Source organism: Pseudomonas sp. S8 (genome assembly GCF_050473925.1).
Lineage (GTDB): Bacteria > Pseudomonadota > Gammaproteobacteria > Pseudomonadales > Pseudomonadaceae > Aquipseudomonas > Aquipseudomonas parakoreensis.
Map to the genome: position 1 here is coordinate 2,813,895 of NZ_JBFDVZ010000016.1, position 15,267 is coordinate 2,829,161.

At 57.6% G+C, this 15,267-nt stretch carries 15 protein-coding genes and 1 tRNA gene; 5 read left to right on the forward strand and 11 right to left on the reverse strand.

Translation table 11 applies throughout. The features are described from left to right. The first annotated feature begins 66 nt into the window (after nt 1-66). Nucleotides 67-1,197 carry a dTDP-4-amino-4,6-dideoxygalactose transaminase gene (gene rffA / locus AB1J88_RS13785; RefSeq protein WP_222016029.1) on the forward strand — a complete coding sequence of 377 codons (1,131 nt, stop codon included), beginning with the start codon at nt 67-69 and terminating at the stop codon, nt 1,195-1,197. Beyond that, a complete protein-coding gene (locus AB1J88_RS13790; RefSeq protein WP_430291275.1) occupies nt 1,191-2,747 on the forward strand; it encodes a hypothetical protein in 1,557 nt (518 codons plus the stop codon). The genes rffA and AB1J88_RS13790 overlap by 7 nt, the downstream gene beginning before the upstream one ends. A 351-nt stretch (nt 2,748-3,098) precedes the next feature. On the opposite strand, the gene AB1J88_RS13795 is transcribed toward AB1J88_RS13790, so the two are convergent. From AB1J88_RS13795 to dapA, 5 genes are all read right to left on the reverse strand, one after another. After that, nucleotides 3,099-3,188 (reverse strand) — tRNA-Ser (locus AB1J88_RS13795). Nucleotides 3,189-3,272: 84 nt separating this feature from the next. Beyond that, the gene (gene purC / locus AB1J88_RS13800) at nt 3,273-3,986 is read right to left on the reverse strand and encodes a phosphoribosylaminoimidazolesuccinocarboxamide synthase (RefSeq protein ID WP_007963288.1); all 714 of its coding nucleotides are present in this window, start codon (nt 3,984-3,986) and stop codon (nt 3,273-3,275) included. Between the two features lie 28 nt (nt 3,987-4,014). After that, nucleotides 4,015-4,776, reverse strand: coding sequence for an MBL fold metallo-hydrolase (locus AB1J88_RS13805; protein WP_102354439.1), 762 nt, complete (start codon nt 4,774-4,776; stop codon nt 4,015-4,017). A gap of 4 nt (nt 4,777-4,780) precedes the next feature. Continuing rightward, entirely contained in the window at nt 4,781-5,896 is a 1,116-nt protein-coding gene (gene bamC / locus AB1J88_RS13810) for an outer membrane protein assembly factor BamC (protein WP_041070366.1), read from the reverse strand. A 17-nt stretch (nt 5,897-5,913) separates the two neighbouring features. Continuing rightward, complete coding sequence (dapA, locus tag AB1J88_RS13815) at nt 5,914-6,792, reverse strand: 4-hydroxy-tetrahydrodipicolinate synthase (protein ID WP_047292292.1); 879 nt, start codon at nt 6,790-6,792, stop codon at nt 5,914-5,916. A 325-nt stretch (nt 6,793-7,117) separates the two neighbouring features. Between dapA and AB1J88_RS13820 the strand changes: the two genes are divergently transcribed. Both AB1J88_RS13820 and AB1J88_RS13825 read left to right on the forward strand, forming a co-directional pair. After that, the gene (locus AB1J88_RS13820) at nt 7,118-7,678 is read left to right on the forward strand and encodes a glycine cleavage system protein R (protein ID WP_007963284.1); all 561 of its coding nucleotides are present in this window, start codon (nt 7,118-7,120) and stop codon (nt 7,676-7,678) included. 10 nt (nt 7,679-7,688) lie between these two features. Next, nucleotides 7,689-8,162 (forward strand): peroxiredoxin, encoded by a 474-nt coding sequence (locus AB1J88_RS13825; protein ID WP_430291276.1) that lies wholly within the window; start codon nt 7,689-7,691, stop codon nt 8,160-8,162. Nucleotides 8,163-8,235: 73 nt separating this feature from the next. Here AB1J88_RS13825 and AB1J88_RS13830 read toward each other — a convergent pair whose 3' ends face one another. Both AB1J88_RS13830 and AB1J88_RS13835 read right to left on the reverse strand, forming a co-directional pair. Further along, complete coding sequence (locus AB1J88_RS13830) at nt 8,236-9,306, reverse strand: AI-2E family transporter (RefSeq protein ID WP_027614463.1); 1,071 nt, start codon at nt 9,304-9,306, stop codon at nt 8,236-8,238. 32 nt (nt 9,307-9,338) lie between these two features. Next, nucleotides 9,339-9,578, reverse strand: coding sequence for a sulfurtransferase TusA family protein (locus tag AB1J88_RS13835; RefSeq protein WP_007963279.1), 240 nt, complete (start codon nt 9,576-9,578; stop codon nt 9,339-9,341). Between the two features lie 98 nt (nt 9,579-9,676). Here AB1J88_RS13835 and AB1J88_RS13840 point away from each other — a divergent pair, with 98 nt between their 5' ends. Continuing rightward, entirely contained in the window at nt 9,677-11,110 is a 1,434-nt protein-coding gene (locus tag AB1J88_RS13840) for a M48 family metalloprotease (RefSeq protein WP_041070373.1), read from the forward strand. Nucleotides 11,111-11,190: 80 nt separating this feature from the next. On the opposite strand, the gene AB1J88_RS13845 is transcribed toward AB1J88_RS13840, so the two are convergent. The 4 genes from AB1J88_RS13845 to rpoE form a co-directional block, all read right to left on the reverse strand. Then, nucleotides 11,191-12,621: a DegQ family serine endoprotease gene (locus AB1J88_RS13845; RefSeq protein WP_047598084.1), complete on the reverse strand. Its 1,431-nt coding sequence runs from the start codon at nt 12,619-12,621 to the stop codon at nt 11,191-11,193. A gap of 210 nt (nt 12,622-12,831) precedes the next feature. Continuing rightward, nucleotides 12,832-13,794, reverse strand: coding sequence for a MucB/RseB C-terminal domain-containing protein (locus AB1J88_RS13850; protein WP_222016034.1), 963 nt, complete (start codon nt 13,792-13,794; stop codon nt 12,832-12,834). An 8-nt stretch (nt 13,795-13,802) separates the two neighbouring features. Next, entirely contained in the window at nt 13,803-14,390 is a 588-nt protein-coding gene (locus AB1J88_RS13855; protein ID WP_041070379.1) for a sigma-E factor negative regulatory protein, read from the reverse strand. Between the two features lie 30 nt (nt 14,391-14,420). Next, nucleotides 14,421-15,002, reverse strand: coding sequence for an RNA polymerase sigma factor RpoE (rpoE, locus tag AB1J88_RS13860; protein WP_003172477.1), 582 nt, complete (start codon nt 15,000-15,002; stop codon nt 14,421-14,423). Nucleotides 15,003-15,267: the final 265 nt, after the last annotated feature.

The window sequence follows — 15,267 nt, forward strand, 5'->3', positions numbered from 1 at the left end:
GGCCTTCCCAGTTTTCATTCAAAGCTGGCCAGTACTGTGCATCTTTGAGATCGGAGCGAATTCAAAATGAGCAAAAACAAGATTCCATTCAACTGGCCACACATGACCGGGAAGGAGCTTTATTACATTGCCGAATCTCACTTCAATGGCCGCTTGGCAGGTGACGGACCGTTTACGAAGCACTGTCACAACTGGCTGGAGCAGCGAACTGGTTGCAGCAAAGCCCTGCTGACCCACTCATGCACCGCTGCCCTGGAAATGGCTGCGCTGCTTCTGGATATTGAGCCAGGGGATGAGATCATCATGCCCTCCTACACATTTGTTTCCACCGCAAACGCCTTTGTCTTGCGAGGGGGCGTCCCAGTCTTTGTAGATATCCGCAAAGACACCCTGAACCTCGACGAAAATCTAATTGAGTCAGCCATCACTGATCGAACCAAAGCCATCGTCCCAGTCCATTACGCTGGCGTCGCTTGCGAGATGGACAGCATCATGACACTCGCCCGGCGACGCGATCTCAAAGTAGTTGAGGATGCAGCTCAAGGTGTAATGGCTACGTACAAGGGGCGCGCATTGGGTGGCATCGGTGACTTGGGCGCCTACAGCTTCCATGAGACCAAAAATGTGATTTCCGGTGAGGGTGGCGCTCTTCTGGTCAACGATCCACAGATGGCGTTGCGCGCCGAGATCATTCGTGAAAAGGGTACAGACCGCAGCCGTTTCTTCAGAGGCGAAGTCGATAAATACACCTGGCAAGAAGTCGGCTCTTCTTTTCTTCCCGGGGAATTGATCGCTGCGTTTCTTTGGGCACAGCTGGAGGAAGCTGATCGCATTACTCAGACGCGCCTTGCCAGCTGGAACCGCTACCACGAATTACTGGCGCCTCTGGAGGCGCGCGGCATTCTGCGGCGCCCGATAATTCCTCAAGAATGCCAACATAACGCTCATATGTATTATGTGTTGCTGGCACCCGACATTGATCGCCAAGTTGTCCTTGAGAAATTCAGGAGCCAGGAGATCAGTTCGGTCTTCCACTACGTTCCCCTGCATTCATCTCCTGCGGGCCGGCGATACGGCCGCACACATGGCAGCCTGGAAGTCACCGATGACCAGTCCGAACGCCTGGTTCGCCTGCCACTTTGGGTCGGTATCACTGAAGCCCAGCAAATCAAAGTCGTAGAGATGCTTTCATGCTGAGTCATTGCACCAAATCAAGCCAGCAGGCCCTTTGCTGGTTCGTCGTTATCGTGGCGACAGGGTTGCCGCGACTTTGCGTTCTAGGCTCATTGCCTTCCACAGATGAAGGTGTATTTGCCTATTTCTCGCAGATCATTTTTGCAAGCTTGTCCACCGGACATGGGCTACCCGATTCAGGGACATTGATGCTTTACCCAATGCTCCTATCTTGGGTTTTTGATTTGTCAGTCAATCATCTGATGTTTCTGCGACTCGTCGATTTGATTGTCGCCTTGGTGGCCGGGCTGCTCTTTTACAAAGTAATCGAACAGCAATCACAGAGCCGACTGGGAGCCACGCTGATAGCGGCTATATTCCTCTTTTTGATGAATCAGCCACTGTTCATTCAATCAGGATTCAAGAACAGCATATTTTCGGCCTATATCCCACTGTTCATCGCACTGCTATGGGCTCGAAACATATCGAAGGACTCGCCGTCCTGGCTCTGGATCGGGGGATTGAGCGCGATCTCGGTTTTGCTTCGAGAAACGTTCATACCGTTCGTGGTCGTCGGGGCAATCAGCATCCTGATCACCCATGGCTGGCGAACACTTACCAGATTCTCCATGGGTGGTGTACTGACAGGTGCCATCATCATTGGCGCGGTACTGATTTCGCGCGGTGGAATGCAGGCGTTCCTTGACGCGTACGTACATGCCGGTGACTTTTATGCCTCGATGAAAGATCAGACGATCCCTCTGCTGATTTCAAATGGCACTGCTTCAGCCAAAGAGGCAGGTATCGCACTCGGCATTACAGGGGCCGCAGCTTTCGGACTGATTGTGCATACCGTGCATCAGCGAAGCTCAGCATCTTTGAATCGCTTATTATTTTGGGTCGCCATTGCAGCCGTCCCCTTGCTGGAACCCATTACAAAAATAGGTTTTCCCTACCACTTCGCTGTCTGCCTTCCAGGCTTGGCAGGTATCTGCGCACTGGCCTGGCATTACCTGATCAGCCCGCAACCTGAAAAAGTGAGAGTCGTAATCTCAGCAGGATTAATTGCGGCGTGCGTGCCTCTGCTTTGGCCCAAATTTGTTCTGCTCTCCAACATCTGGTCAGGCACCAAGGAAAATCTTGCAGGCATAGCCAACACGGCATGGAGACCTGAAGCGGTTGCCCAGTCCAACTATTTACTGGCTGCCGATGCCATCCTGAAAGCCGCTCCACCTGGAAGTACACTAAGCATCAGCGGCTTTATGTTTTCCCTCTACCCTTTGACAGGGCTAATGCCCCCCGCATACAAATCAGATCACCTGAATGCCATGGCAATCAGGTACGGGTTCAATGCACACGCCTTGCAACGCGCTCTGGAGTCCTGTCCGCCCGACATCCTCATGACCACCACCAGAACAGACCTACCGGGCTCAGAAACCATCAAGGAGGCGGTTGAAGGCTCCAAGCTCTACGGAGCCGTTGCGACCATTGCCAATTCGCCAGAAAAGTCCTACGGAACGTTTGGTGGAACGATCTATAAACTGGCCAGCAACGTGGATTCGCAATGCAAGTAACTCACTCGGTAAGCGGTGACTAACGCAAAAAATCGACGAGAATTGTATAACCGTTATCGGAGACAGCAGCCAGAGCCACTCTGGTTGCCCCCCCCCCTCGTAAGTGCAAGCTATAGCAGCCCAAGCCCCCCCTTCCGGGCTGCTCACCCATGCGTCTTACCAATATTGATAACGACCCGGATCGATCCGCTCAGCCCCTGTAGACGCCGCCAGAGCGCCTACAGGCCCATTCCGATCGGCATAAAGTCAAAGCCTGGAGGCATCAGCCCGCACAACACGAATCCTGGCGACCGAAAACGAAAAAGCCCCCGTAATCAGCAATGATTACGGGGGCTTTGTCTTGTTCAATAATGGCGGAGAGATAGGGATTCGAACCCTAGGTACCGGTGAAGGTACAACGGATTTCGAATCCGTCCCATTCGGCCACTCTGGCATCTCTCCAACGGCGCGCATCATAACAACACTTCTGCCGAAAGCAAACCCTCTTTCGAAAATTTTCTCCGTGCTATCAGATGCTTGCGTCGATTAAAGCGGTACACCCAGACGATTGGCGACTTCTTCGTAAGCTTCGATGACGTCACCGAGGCCCTGGCGGAAGCGGTCTTTGTCCATCTTCTTCTTGGTGTCCTTGTCCCAGAGACGGCAGCCGTCCGGGCTGAACTCGTCGCCCAGGACGATCGAGCCGTCGCTGAACACGCCGAATTCAAGTTTGAAGTCCACCAGCAAGAGGCCTGCGTCGTCGAACAGTTTGCTCAGGACTTCGTTGACCTTGAGCGACAGTTCTTTCATGCGCGCCAGTTGCTCGGCGGTGCCCCAGCCGAATGCCACGACGTGGGATTCGTTGATGAACGGGTCGCCCTTGGCGTCGTCCTTCAGGAACAGTTCGAAGGTGTAAGGATTGAGCTTCATGCCCTCTTCGACGCCCAGACGTTTTACCAGGCTGCCGGCGGCGTAGTTACGCACGACGCACTCGACGGGAATCATGTCCAGCTTCTTCACCAGGCACTCGTTGTCGCCCAGCAGCTTGTCGAATTGGGTCGGGATGCCGGCCGCTTCGAGTTTCTGCATGATGAAGGCGTTGAACTTGTTGTTCACCATGCCTTTGCGGTCGAGCTGCTCGATGCGCTTGCCGTCGAACGCCGAGGTGTCGTTGCGAAACAGCAGGATCAAGCGGTCAGCGTCATCGGTCTTGTAAACCGATTTGGCTTTGCCGCGGTAGAGTTCTTCACGTTTTTCCATGATGGGCTCCGCTTGCTAAGTAGATGGGCTAGGCGATATGGCGCCAGTCGAGCCCTGAATCTTGATCGGCCAGTTGCAGCCAGTCCGGGTCGCACCCGAGGGTGTCGACGAAACATTGCCGGGCCAGCTGCGGCAGGTTGTTCTTGCTGCTCAGGTGGGCGAGAACCAGATGCTGCAAGCCCTGCCACCCCAACTCGGCCACCAGGAATGCCGCCTGATGGTTGTTCAAATGTCCCAGCTCGCCGCCCACCCGCTGCTTGAGAAAGTACGGGTAATGACCACGTGCCAGCATGTCGCGACAATGGTTGGACTCGATCATCAATGCATCGAGATCCCGATAGCCGTCCAGCACCCGCTCGCAGTAGGAACCCAGGTCGGTCAGCAGGCCGAAGCGCCGCTGCTCGTTGTCACTGAATACATACTGAGTCGGCTCTTGCGCATCATGGGCCACGGCAATGACCCCGATGTTCAGTGCGCCGATCTGCAACTGCTCGCCGCCGGCCAGAAAGCCTGCGGGTTCGATCGGTTTGCGCATCCCGCGCAGTGTGCCGCGACTGAGGTAGACCGGCAAATTGTAGCGCCGAGACAGCAAACCCACGCCATGCACGTGGTCGGCATGTTCGTGGGTTACGAGTATCGCGCTCAATTGCGCCGGGTTCACACCCAGGCGCAACAGGCGTTTTTCGGTTTCCCGCAGGGAAAAACCACAATCCACCAGCACATACGTATCAGCGCTGGCGATCAGCGTGCCGTTCCCTTGGCTACCGCTGCCGAGAACGGCAAAGCGCATGTGATCAGCCCAGGTTGTCCTGAATCACGCTCAACACTTTGCGGGCCACATCGGCCGGCGCAACGGTGTTGATGTTCTTCTCGACGGTTACCTGAACGTTTTCACCGACCTTGCTCAGGCGAACCTGATAACGCTCGGCGCGGGCTTCAACTTCCTCTTTGGTCGGCGCACTGCCGAACAGGCTGCTGAAGAAACCAGGCTTCTCGTCTTTCTTCTCGGCTTTTTCGGCCAGGTTGATGTAGTACAGGCCCAGGCTGCGGTTGATGTCTTCAACGCGCCACTGACCTTGCTCCAGCGCACGACCGACGCTCGACCAGGCACGATCCAGATCCGGACCGACGTTCAACACTGGGTTGCCGCTACCGTCTTCGCTGAGGCTGACACGGCTTGGGGTATCGAAATCACGCGAAGCCAGCATCGACACCGAACCACCCTTTTCGGAGGTCCGGCTCATGCTCGCCAGCATGTCGTCGACCAGCGCGGCGTCCAGGCCAGTGTTGACCGAACGGTTGGTGAAATCGACGTCAGCGGTGCTGCCGGCAGGACGCTCGGCACTGACTACGTAGATTTCACTGGTGTTGCGCTGCACGCCCGGCTCGATGCGCACCCGCACGCGGGTTTCGCTGTCGGCGCCGACACCCGCGGCGCTCAGGCGCTTGGCCATGGCGGCGGACAGCTCGTCAGAATGCTGCCAGGTGGTAGTGAATTCACCGGTTTGCGGACGCTGTTCATCCAGACGGAAACCGTTGTCCTGGAAAAACTGCACCGCCACTGGCCAGACTTCGGCCGGTGGGTGCTGGGCCACGACCCAACGCGAGTCACCGCTCTTCTGCAGCGAGTAGTCGGTTGCATCGGCAATCGCGGTCAGCGGTTGTGGACGCGGCACCACGTATTCGCCCTTGGCAGTGTCATCGGCCACGTTGCGCGGGATCGGCAACAGCGGGTCGAGGCGCTTGGAGGTGCTGACATTCGGTGGCAGTTGCATCGGTGCAGTCTGTTGCGCTTCCAGGTAATCGCTACCACGGTCACGGAAATAACCTTCCGGGCCCCAGACCCATCCGCAGCCACTGGTGCTGGAGATAATCAAGGCAAGTGCGGAAAGTCCGGCCATTCGCTTCATGCGTTGTACTTCCTCAATTAAACCAGGACGCTGCACTGGCGCAGGGCCGTGCGAAGCGTTTCATGACAAGGAGCGCTCAGCCAGGTCAGCGGCAGGCGGATGCCTTCGTGCATCAAGCCCATTTCAACCAAAGCCCACTTCACCGGAATCGGGTTGGCTTCGATGAACAGGTCCTTGTGCAACGGCATCAGTTTTTCATTGATTGCCCGTGCGGTATCGGCGTCGCCTTTCAACGCGGCCTCGCACAGGTCAGCCATTTCGCGCGGGGCGACGTTGGCTGTTACGGATATGTTGCCTTTGCCACCCAGCAGGATCAGCTCGACCGCAGTCGGATCATCGCCGGACAGCACGATGAAATCCTTGCTCACGCCGTCGATGATGGCTTTGGCGCGTTTCAGGTCGCCGGTGGCTTCCTTGATGCCGATGATGTTCGGTACGGTGGACAGGCGAATCACCGTCTCGGCCTGCATGTCGCAGGAGGTGCGGCCGGGAACGTTGTAGAGAATCTGTGGAATGTCGACGGCTTCGGCAATGTGCTTGAAGTGCTGGTACAGGCCTTCCTGGGTCGGCTTGTTGTAGTACGGCACGACCAGCAGGCAGGCGTCGGCGCCGGCTTCCTTGGCGTTGCGGGTCAGCTCGACGGCTTCGCGGGTCGAATTCGCACCGGTACCGGCGATCACCGGGATGCGGCCTGCGACCTGTTTGACCACGGCTTTGATGACGGCGATGTGTTCTTCTACATCAAGGGTTGCCGACTCGCCGGTAGTACCGACCGCGACAATGGCATGGGTGCCGTTCTTGAGATGGAAGTCCACGAGTTTGCTGAGGCTGTCCCAGTCAAGACGCCCTTGTGCATCCATGGGAGTGACCAGTGCCACCATACTGCCCGCAATCATGAAACCGCTCCTGCCGGAAAAAGAGAGCGGTAATGGTACTGGCGCCAAGATGCTTGCACAAGCGAAGTACTGCGCCGCCATTCCCCTTGGCGTCGGTTTTCGCTACCCTTCAGACTTTGATCGGTACAGATCAGCTTGTACGCCGGGTTCCAGCCTCCCCTTTCGGCCTCCCAGGCCCCGTTCCAGTGTCGCAGCTGTACGTTCCGCCTTTATTGGAGCGAATCGCGAGCCAGGGTCCGGGGCTTTCTGAACGGGCACGCGCAGACGCATCCCGACGGCCAACGCCCATCGACCTACCGACCGCTCATCGCTTTAGGAATGCTGCATGTCCACCCCCACAGTTCGCGAACAATTCCTTGTCATCAGTGCCCTTGGCGCCAACCCCATGGAGCTGACTAACGTCCTGTGCCGCGCCAGCCATGAAAATCGCTGCGCCGTCGTCACTTCCCGCCTGACCCGCCACGGCGAGTGCAGTGCCCTGGTACTGGAAATTTCCGGTAGCTGGGACGCCTTGGCCCGCCTCGAAGGCAGCCTGCCAACCCTGGCCAAGCGCCACGCCTTCACCGTCAACGTGGTACGCAGTGCGGCGCTGGAAAATCGCCCGCAGGCGCTGCCTTATGTAGCTTATGTCAGCTCGGCGTATCGCCCGGACATCATCAATGAGCTGTGCCAGTTCTTCATGGACCACAACGTCGAGCTGGAAAACCTGACCTGCGATACCTATCAGGCCCCGCAGACCGGCGGCACCATGCTCAACGCCACCTTTACCGTGACTCTGCCGGCCGGCACCCAGATCAGCTGGCTGCGCGACCAGTTCCTGGATTTCGCCGACGCGATGAACCTGGATGCCCTCATCGAGCCTTGGCGCCCACAAAACCCAATGTAAGGAAGCTTTCATGGCCGTTGTCATCGACCAACCCGTTGCGGATTTCGAAGCACCTGCCACCAGCGGGCAGACCATCAGTCTGTCTGCCTTGAAGGGCAAGCAAGTGGTGATCTACTTCTATCCGAAGGACAGCACCCCGGGCTGCACCACCGAAGGCCAGGGTTTTCGTGACCAGTACGCGGCGTTCCAGGCTGCCAACACGGAAATCTTCGGGATTTCCCGCGACAGCCTGAAGTCCCACGAGAACTTCAAGTGCAAGCAGGAATTTCCGTTCGAGCTGATCAGCGACAAGGACGAAGCCGTCTGCCAGCTGTTCGACGTGATCAAGCTGAAGAAGCTGTACGGCAAGGAATACCTGGGCGTCGATCGAAGCACATTCCTGATCGACAAGGACGGTGTGCTGCGTCAGGAATGGCGCGGCGTGAAAGTGCCGGGGCATGTGGATGCGGTGCTGGCTGCGGCTCAGGATCTGAATAAAGCCTAAAGATCAAAAGATCGCAGCCTGCGGCAGCTTCTACAAGAAAACGCATTCCAATGCAGGCTGCGATCTTTTACTTTCATAGCAATGGAGCCACTACAGGCTCCTTGCGCGGCCAGGCATCCAGCACTGCCTTGAACAGCGTCGCCAGCGGAATCGCAAAGAACACGCCCCAGAAGCCCCACAACCCGCCAAACAACAGCACCGCGCAGATGATGGCCACCGGGTGCAGGTTGACCGCCTCGGAAAACAGCAAAGGCACCAGCACGTTGCCATCCAGCGTCTGAATGATTCCGTAGACCGCCATCAGATAAATGAACTGATCGCTCCAGCCCCATTGGAATAGCGCGATCAGCAGCACCGGTACGGTCACCACCACCGCACCGACGTACGGCACGACCACCGACACCCCGACCAGCAACGCCAGCAGCGCCGCATAGTTGAGGCCGAGGGCGACGAAGGCGATGTAGGTCACGCCGCCGCAGATCACGATTTCAATGACCTTGCCGCGAATGTAGTTGGCAATCTGCCGGTTCATCTCCTGCGCGACCCGGGTAATCAGCGCCCGCTCGCGAGGCAGATAGCCGCGCACCCACTCGCCGATCATGGCCCGGTCCTTGAGAAAGAAAAACACCAGGATCGGCACCAGCACCAGATAGATCATGATGTTGACCAGCAGCGGCAGGCTCGACAGCGAGAAGGTCAGCGCCCACTGCCCGAACTTGCCGATTTCGCCACGCGCGGCTTCGATGGCCTGCAGCACCTGCTCGTCAGAAACCAGATGCGGATAGCGCTCGGGCAGCAACAGCAGCAGCGACTGCCACTTGGCGAGCATGCCCGGCAGCTCGTTGAACAACGTGATCAACTGATGCCAGAGCAGCGGCAACACCACCACGATAAACACCAGCAAGACGCCCATGAACAGCGCAAACACCAGGCCCACCGCCGCCGCACCAGGCACGCGCATACGCTCAAGAGCAAGCACCAGCCCCTGCATCAGGTACGCCAGCACCATCCCCGCCAGTACCGGCGCGAGCATGCCACCGAGCGTGAGCACTGCGGTGAAGGCGAGAAACAGCAGCACTGCCAGCACCACCGCTTCTTCGTCGGAAAAGTAGCGCTGAATCCAGTCGCGTAACACTTTGAACATCAATAATCCCTAGGTCTTTTACGCGGTGGATTTCAGGCTTTTTTCAACCAGTAACGGTAAACGCCCGCTTCGTCTTCTTCGCGCAGCAGCGTATGACCGGCCAAACGCGCAAAGGTGCGGAAGTCGCGCTGCGAGCCCGCGTCCGTGGCGATCACCTTGAGTACGGCGCCGCTGGGCAGCTTGTTGAGTTCCATTTTGGCCTTGAGCAACGGCAACGGGCAATTCAAGCCACTGGCGTCCAGTTCACAATCATGGGCTACAGCGTCAGTCATTGCGTCACTCCGGTTCAGATGGTCGAGCGGCCTAGAATATCTGGTCGCGGGCCCGGTGTCCGGCTACAGTAAGGTCTTTGTCTTCTAAGGCTTTGTGCATGACATTTCTGCGCCCTACCCTGTTGACGCTCGCTTGCCTGCTCGCCTCACCGGGCTTCGCCGACGATCTGCCGTCACTTGGCGACGCCAGTTCTGCCATTGTCTCACCGCAACAGGAATATCAGCTGGGCCGCGCCTGGCTGGCGATGTTGCGCAGTCAGGTTGCACAACTCAACGATCCGCAACTCAAGGACTACGTCGAGTCCAGCGTCTACAAGCTGGTGGAAACCAGCCAGGTAACTGACCGCCGCCTCGAATTTATCCTGATCAACAGCCCGCAGCTCAACGCCTTCGCGGCGCCAGGTGGCGTGGTCGGGGTCAACGGCGGGCTGTTCCTCAATGCGCAGACCGAAGGCGAATATGCCTCGGTACTGGCTCACGAACTGGCTCACTTGTCGCAACGTCACTTTGCTCGTGGCGTCGAAGCTTCGCAACGGATGCAGGTACCGATGATGGCGGCGCTGCTGGCTGGCATCGTGATTGCCGCTGCCGGTGGTGGTGATGCCGGGATCGCGACCATTGCCGGCAGTCAAGCAGCAGCCATTCAATCGCAACGTACCTTCTCGCGCCAGAACGAACAGGAAGCCGACCGTATTGGCATCCTCAACCTGGAAAAGGCCGGATACGACCCGCGCTCAATGCCGACCATGTTCGAACGTCTGATGCGCCAATACCGCTTCGACGCCAAGCCGCCAGAATTTCTGCTGACTCACCCGGTGACCGAATCGCGTATCGCCGACACCCGTAACCGCGCAGAACAGGCGCCAGCGGGCGGCATCGAAGACAGCATGCGCTATCAGCTGATCCGCGCCCGCGTACAGCTGATCTACGAAGAAACCCCGGGGCTGGGCGCCAAGCGCTTCCGCGCACAACTGGATGAGAACCCGAAGAATGACGTGGCGCGCTATGGCCTGGCAATCGCGCAGATCAAGGGTGGTCAGCTCAATGAGGCCAGGGAGAACCTCAAACAGTTACTGGCCAAGTCGCCCAACGAGATCATCTACAACCTCGCGCAGATCGACCTGGACATCACCAACAACCGCCTGCCGGATGCGCAAACGCGGGTGGACCGGATGCTCACGCAATATCCGGGCAACTACCCGCTGAATCAGGTTCGCGTCGATCTGTTGCTGAAACAGAATCGCACCGCTGACGCGGAAAAAGCCCTCGACAGCTTGCTCAAATCTCGTCCGAACGATCCGGACGTGTGGTATCAGGTCGCTGAAACTCGTGGCCTGTCCGGCAATATCATCGGTCTGCATCAGGCTCGCGCCGAATACTTTGCGCTGGTAGGGGACTATCGTCAGGCGATCCAGCAGCTCGATTTTGCCAAACGCAAGGCGGGCAGCAACTTCCCGCTGTCCTCGCGGATCGATGCGCGCCAGCGCGAGCTGATGGAGCAGGAACGCATGATCAAGGACATGATGGGCTGAGTTCTCATCAGCGACATAAAAATTTCAGGCATAAAAAAACCGCCTCTTTCGAGGCGGTTTTTTATTTCACCGCAACCGGGTTATTCAGCCAGTTTGAAGGTGATGAAGCTCGCGCGACCTTGACGCAGTACGCGCATCGACACCGAACGATTCTTCGGCAGTGCCTTGGCGATCTCGGTGAACTCCTTGGTGGAGCCGATGGCCTGGTTGTTCAGGTGAGTGATCACGTCACCCGGCTGCAGACCGATCAGGGCCGCAGGACCGTCCTGAACTTCCTTGATCACCACTCCGCCCTTGAGGTCGTAGGTTTTCTTCTGCTCGGCGGTCAACTCGACCACCGAAACACCGAGGCGATTGCTGCTGCTTTCCGCGCCGGATTTCGGCAGCGCTGCCAGCTCTTTGTCCTCGTCCGGAATCGCGCCGACAGTCAGCTCGACATTCTTGCGCTTGCCGTCACGAATCACTTCAAGGTTGGCTTTGGCGCCCGCTTTCAGCGCACCGACCAGATGTGGCAGGTCGGCGGACATGACGATCGGCTGACCGTTCATGCTCAGGATCACGTCACCCACTTGCAGGCCACCCTTGGCTGCCGGACCGTCATCCTGAATCTGCGCAACCAGCGCACCGGCCGGCTTATCAAGACCGAACGACTCGGCCAGATCCTTGTTCACTTCCTGGATGACCACACCCAGCCAGCCGCGACTGACCTTGCCACCGCTTTTCAACTGATTGGAAACGTCCATCGCCACGTCGATCGGAATGGCGAACGACACACCCATGAAGCCACCGGAACGGGTGTAGATCTGCGAGTTGATCCCGACCACTTCACCGTTCAGGTTGAACAGCGGGCCACCGGAGTTACCCGGGTTGATGGGTACGTCGGTCTGGATGAACGGCACGTAGTTTTCGTTCGGCAGGCTACGGCCGACGGCACTGACAATGCCTTGGGTCACGGTGTGGTCAAAGCCGAACGGCGACCCGATCGCCACCACCCACTGACCGGCTTTCAGGTCCTGGGACTTGCCGAGTTTGAGCACCGGCAGATCCTTGCCGTCGATTTTCAGCAGGGCCACGTCGGAGCGCGGGTCGGTGCCGATCAGCTTGGCTTTCATTTCACTGCGATCTGCAAGACGCACGAGGATTTCGTCGGCATCGGCAATCACATGGTTGTTGGTCAGGATGTAGCCATCCGAAGAAATGATGAAGCCCGAACCCAGCGATTGTGCTTCACGCTGACGGTCGCCGCGCGGCGAACGCTGCTGAGGCGGCATGCCGCGCTCGAAGAACTCGCGCAACATCGGCGGCAAGCCTTCCAGGTCAGGCATCTGCTGGTTCACCTTGCGGTCCGGCAGTTTCTGCGTGGTACTGATGTTCACCACTGCAGGCGAGGCCTGTTCAACCAGTTGGGTGAAATCCGGCAGGTCGGCCGCCTGGACAGCGGGGACAGCCTGACCCAGCACCAGCACGGTGGCGAAAATGGAGAGATAAGACTTCAAGCTAAGTATCGACATACAGCTCCCGTTACGACGAGCAGGGTTAAGCGATATGGAGCAAGGAACACCGGAAACCGCGGGCCGGTATTTTTGTTCCGGGAACAACAGACAAGGCCAGAGCCGTGAGGCTCTGACCTATAAAAAACTTTCGGGTGATTTGCAAATGAAAATGCTGAGCAAACATTTCATCTACGTCTCGACGAAGAGGTGGAAATGACTGAAATCAGCTCACTGCTTGCTGGTTGCAGTGCCATCGTTGCGCATCGACAAAGCAATGCGTTCAGCTGTGCCGATTGGAATTTCTCCGACCACCGTGACCATCATCTCACCCTCGGGCGTGGTGAGGCGGCGAGAAACGGCAACAGTCGGCCCCAACTGCGTGCGGGTATCGGTCACTGTTGCACCGTTCAACGGCTCAAGAAATACCGAAAAACGCGCCAGACCGTCGTCATACATCAGGCTGCTGACTTGAGTCTTGGTTTCCGGATCTTTGTGCGAGGTGCTGCTGGTTAGCACGAAACCCGGAGGGAGCCAGTCGGAATGCCAGACCTGAGCCGTCTTCACGGCAGAGGCCTTGTCACTATCAATAGTAACGGCCTTGCACTCAGTGCCAGCTTGCAGATCTTTATCCGACGGAACATCAGCGGTATCGAGGCTGGTGAACTGGAAACGCTCGAGCAACTGCCCCTTGTCATTGAGCAGCAATGACTTAAGCGGCAGGGCGGTCTGCTTGTCCAGATGAAGCTCGAAACCATAGCGATGCTGGTCTCGCGGCGTCAGCGATACGATGACCGCATCACGCCCGGCCACGCGCGACTTGCCGATGACGGCAAGCTCATACCAATTTTTCAGCTTTTGGGGATCAAACGCACGAGCGGTCGAGTTGGAAGAGTCTCCCAACCCCGCAATCAGAGTGCCACTGACACATTGAGTATGCCCATCAATGCGCACCACTTCCTGCGCCGAGCCGTCCAGTTGAACAAGACGCTCGCGAACCTGACCGTTCTGGACACGATGCCAGATGTTATGGGTAGAAAAACTACCGTTACGCTCGTAAACGAAGGTGCCTTGAAAGCTTTGCTGCTGTTCGGCCTGGCCCAGACGGTTCAACCAGTCCTGGGCCTCATCAGCGTGGGCTGGAACAACGAACCAGCCACTGAGCAGAAGCGAAAGTAAAGGTATGGCGCGCATGATCCTCCTTAACGGTTTTCCATGCTTGCTGCACGCGCATAAGGCAAGGCGCTTTCAGTACCTTTCAGCGCAGCCTGCTGGGCATGCTGGCGCAGATAACCTGGCAGACGCTGATCATGCCAGCCTGGCTGACCTTGCAGAACGCCATTGGCCATCGGACCGGTGGTTTCCGAGCTTTCCTTATAGCCTGCCAGCACTGCCGGGCCTTTGGCTTGTGGCGCTACCAGCGAAGGCTGATTGGACTGCTGAGCCAACTCGACACCCGCGATTTCGTCCTGGTTGTACAGACGAACACCGGCCAGTACGGCAACGGTCACCGAAGCGGCAACGGCCAGACGACCGAGGTTACGCCACGGACCACGGGATACTTTGGCTGGAGCCGTTTCGTCTTCCAGCGCAGCAGAGACTGCCGCAGCGATGTCCAGACGCGGAAGCAGCAGGTCCTTGTGCATGGCTGCCCGGGCGATCTGGTAACGAGCCCAGGTCTCACGGGTTTCAACATCGTCCAGTGCATTGATCACTCGACGCAATTCCAATTCGTCCGCTTCGTTATCCATCACTGCGGACAGCGATTCCTGCAGGGCTTCACGACTCATGGCGTTCCTCTCTTGGCTGTCGCCGCTGTCTCAGTTTTCCTGCAACAACGGCTGCAGGGCTTTATCGATGGCCTCCCGAGCGCGGAAAATCCGGGAGCGCACGGTACCCACCGGACACTGCATGACGCTCGCAATGTCCTCGTAACTCAGACCATCGAATTCACGTAAAGTTAACGCCGTACGCAAATCCTCTGGCAGTTGCTGAATGGTTCGATGGACGGTGCCTTCGATCTCATCCCGCAGCAACGCGCGTTCCGGTGATTCGAGATCCTTGAGGCCATGATCGCCGTCGTAGAACTCTGCGTCTTCAGAACTTACATCGCTATCCGGCGGCCGGCGGCCGCGTGAAACCAGATAGTTTTTTGCCGTGTTGATGGCAATACGGTAAAGCCACGTATAGAACGCGCTGTCTCCGCGAAAGTTTCCTAATGCTCGGTACGCCTTGATAAAGGCTTCCTGAGCCACATCCTGGGCTTCATGGGTGTCGTGCACGAAACGCACGATCAACCCGAGAATTTTGTGCTGATATTTCAGCACCAGCAGATCGAAAGCTCGCTTGTCGCCACGCTGAACGCGCTCGACCAGCTGCTGATCCTCTTCCTGGGTTAGCATGAACACTCCTCGATAAGCATGGAGGAGGCTTGCATAACTAAACGACCAGACTTGCAAACATAGACTCGGGCTTTTCGCAAAAGTTCTCCCCCTCCAGGCAAGTTTCCTGCGGGCTCTGATTTGGCACGCACGAAAAACGCAGCGCGGGATAAACCGGCTGCGCGAATAATCTTGTCATCGGTTCGCCGGCAAAAACCCAATCGCAGGTTCTGCATTGAAGCCGACACTGTCCCGTGTTTCTGGCAACTGTCTATTGATCTTGGGC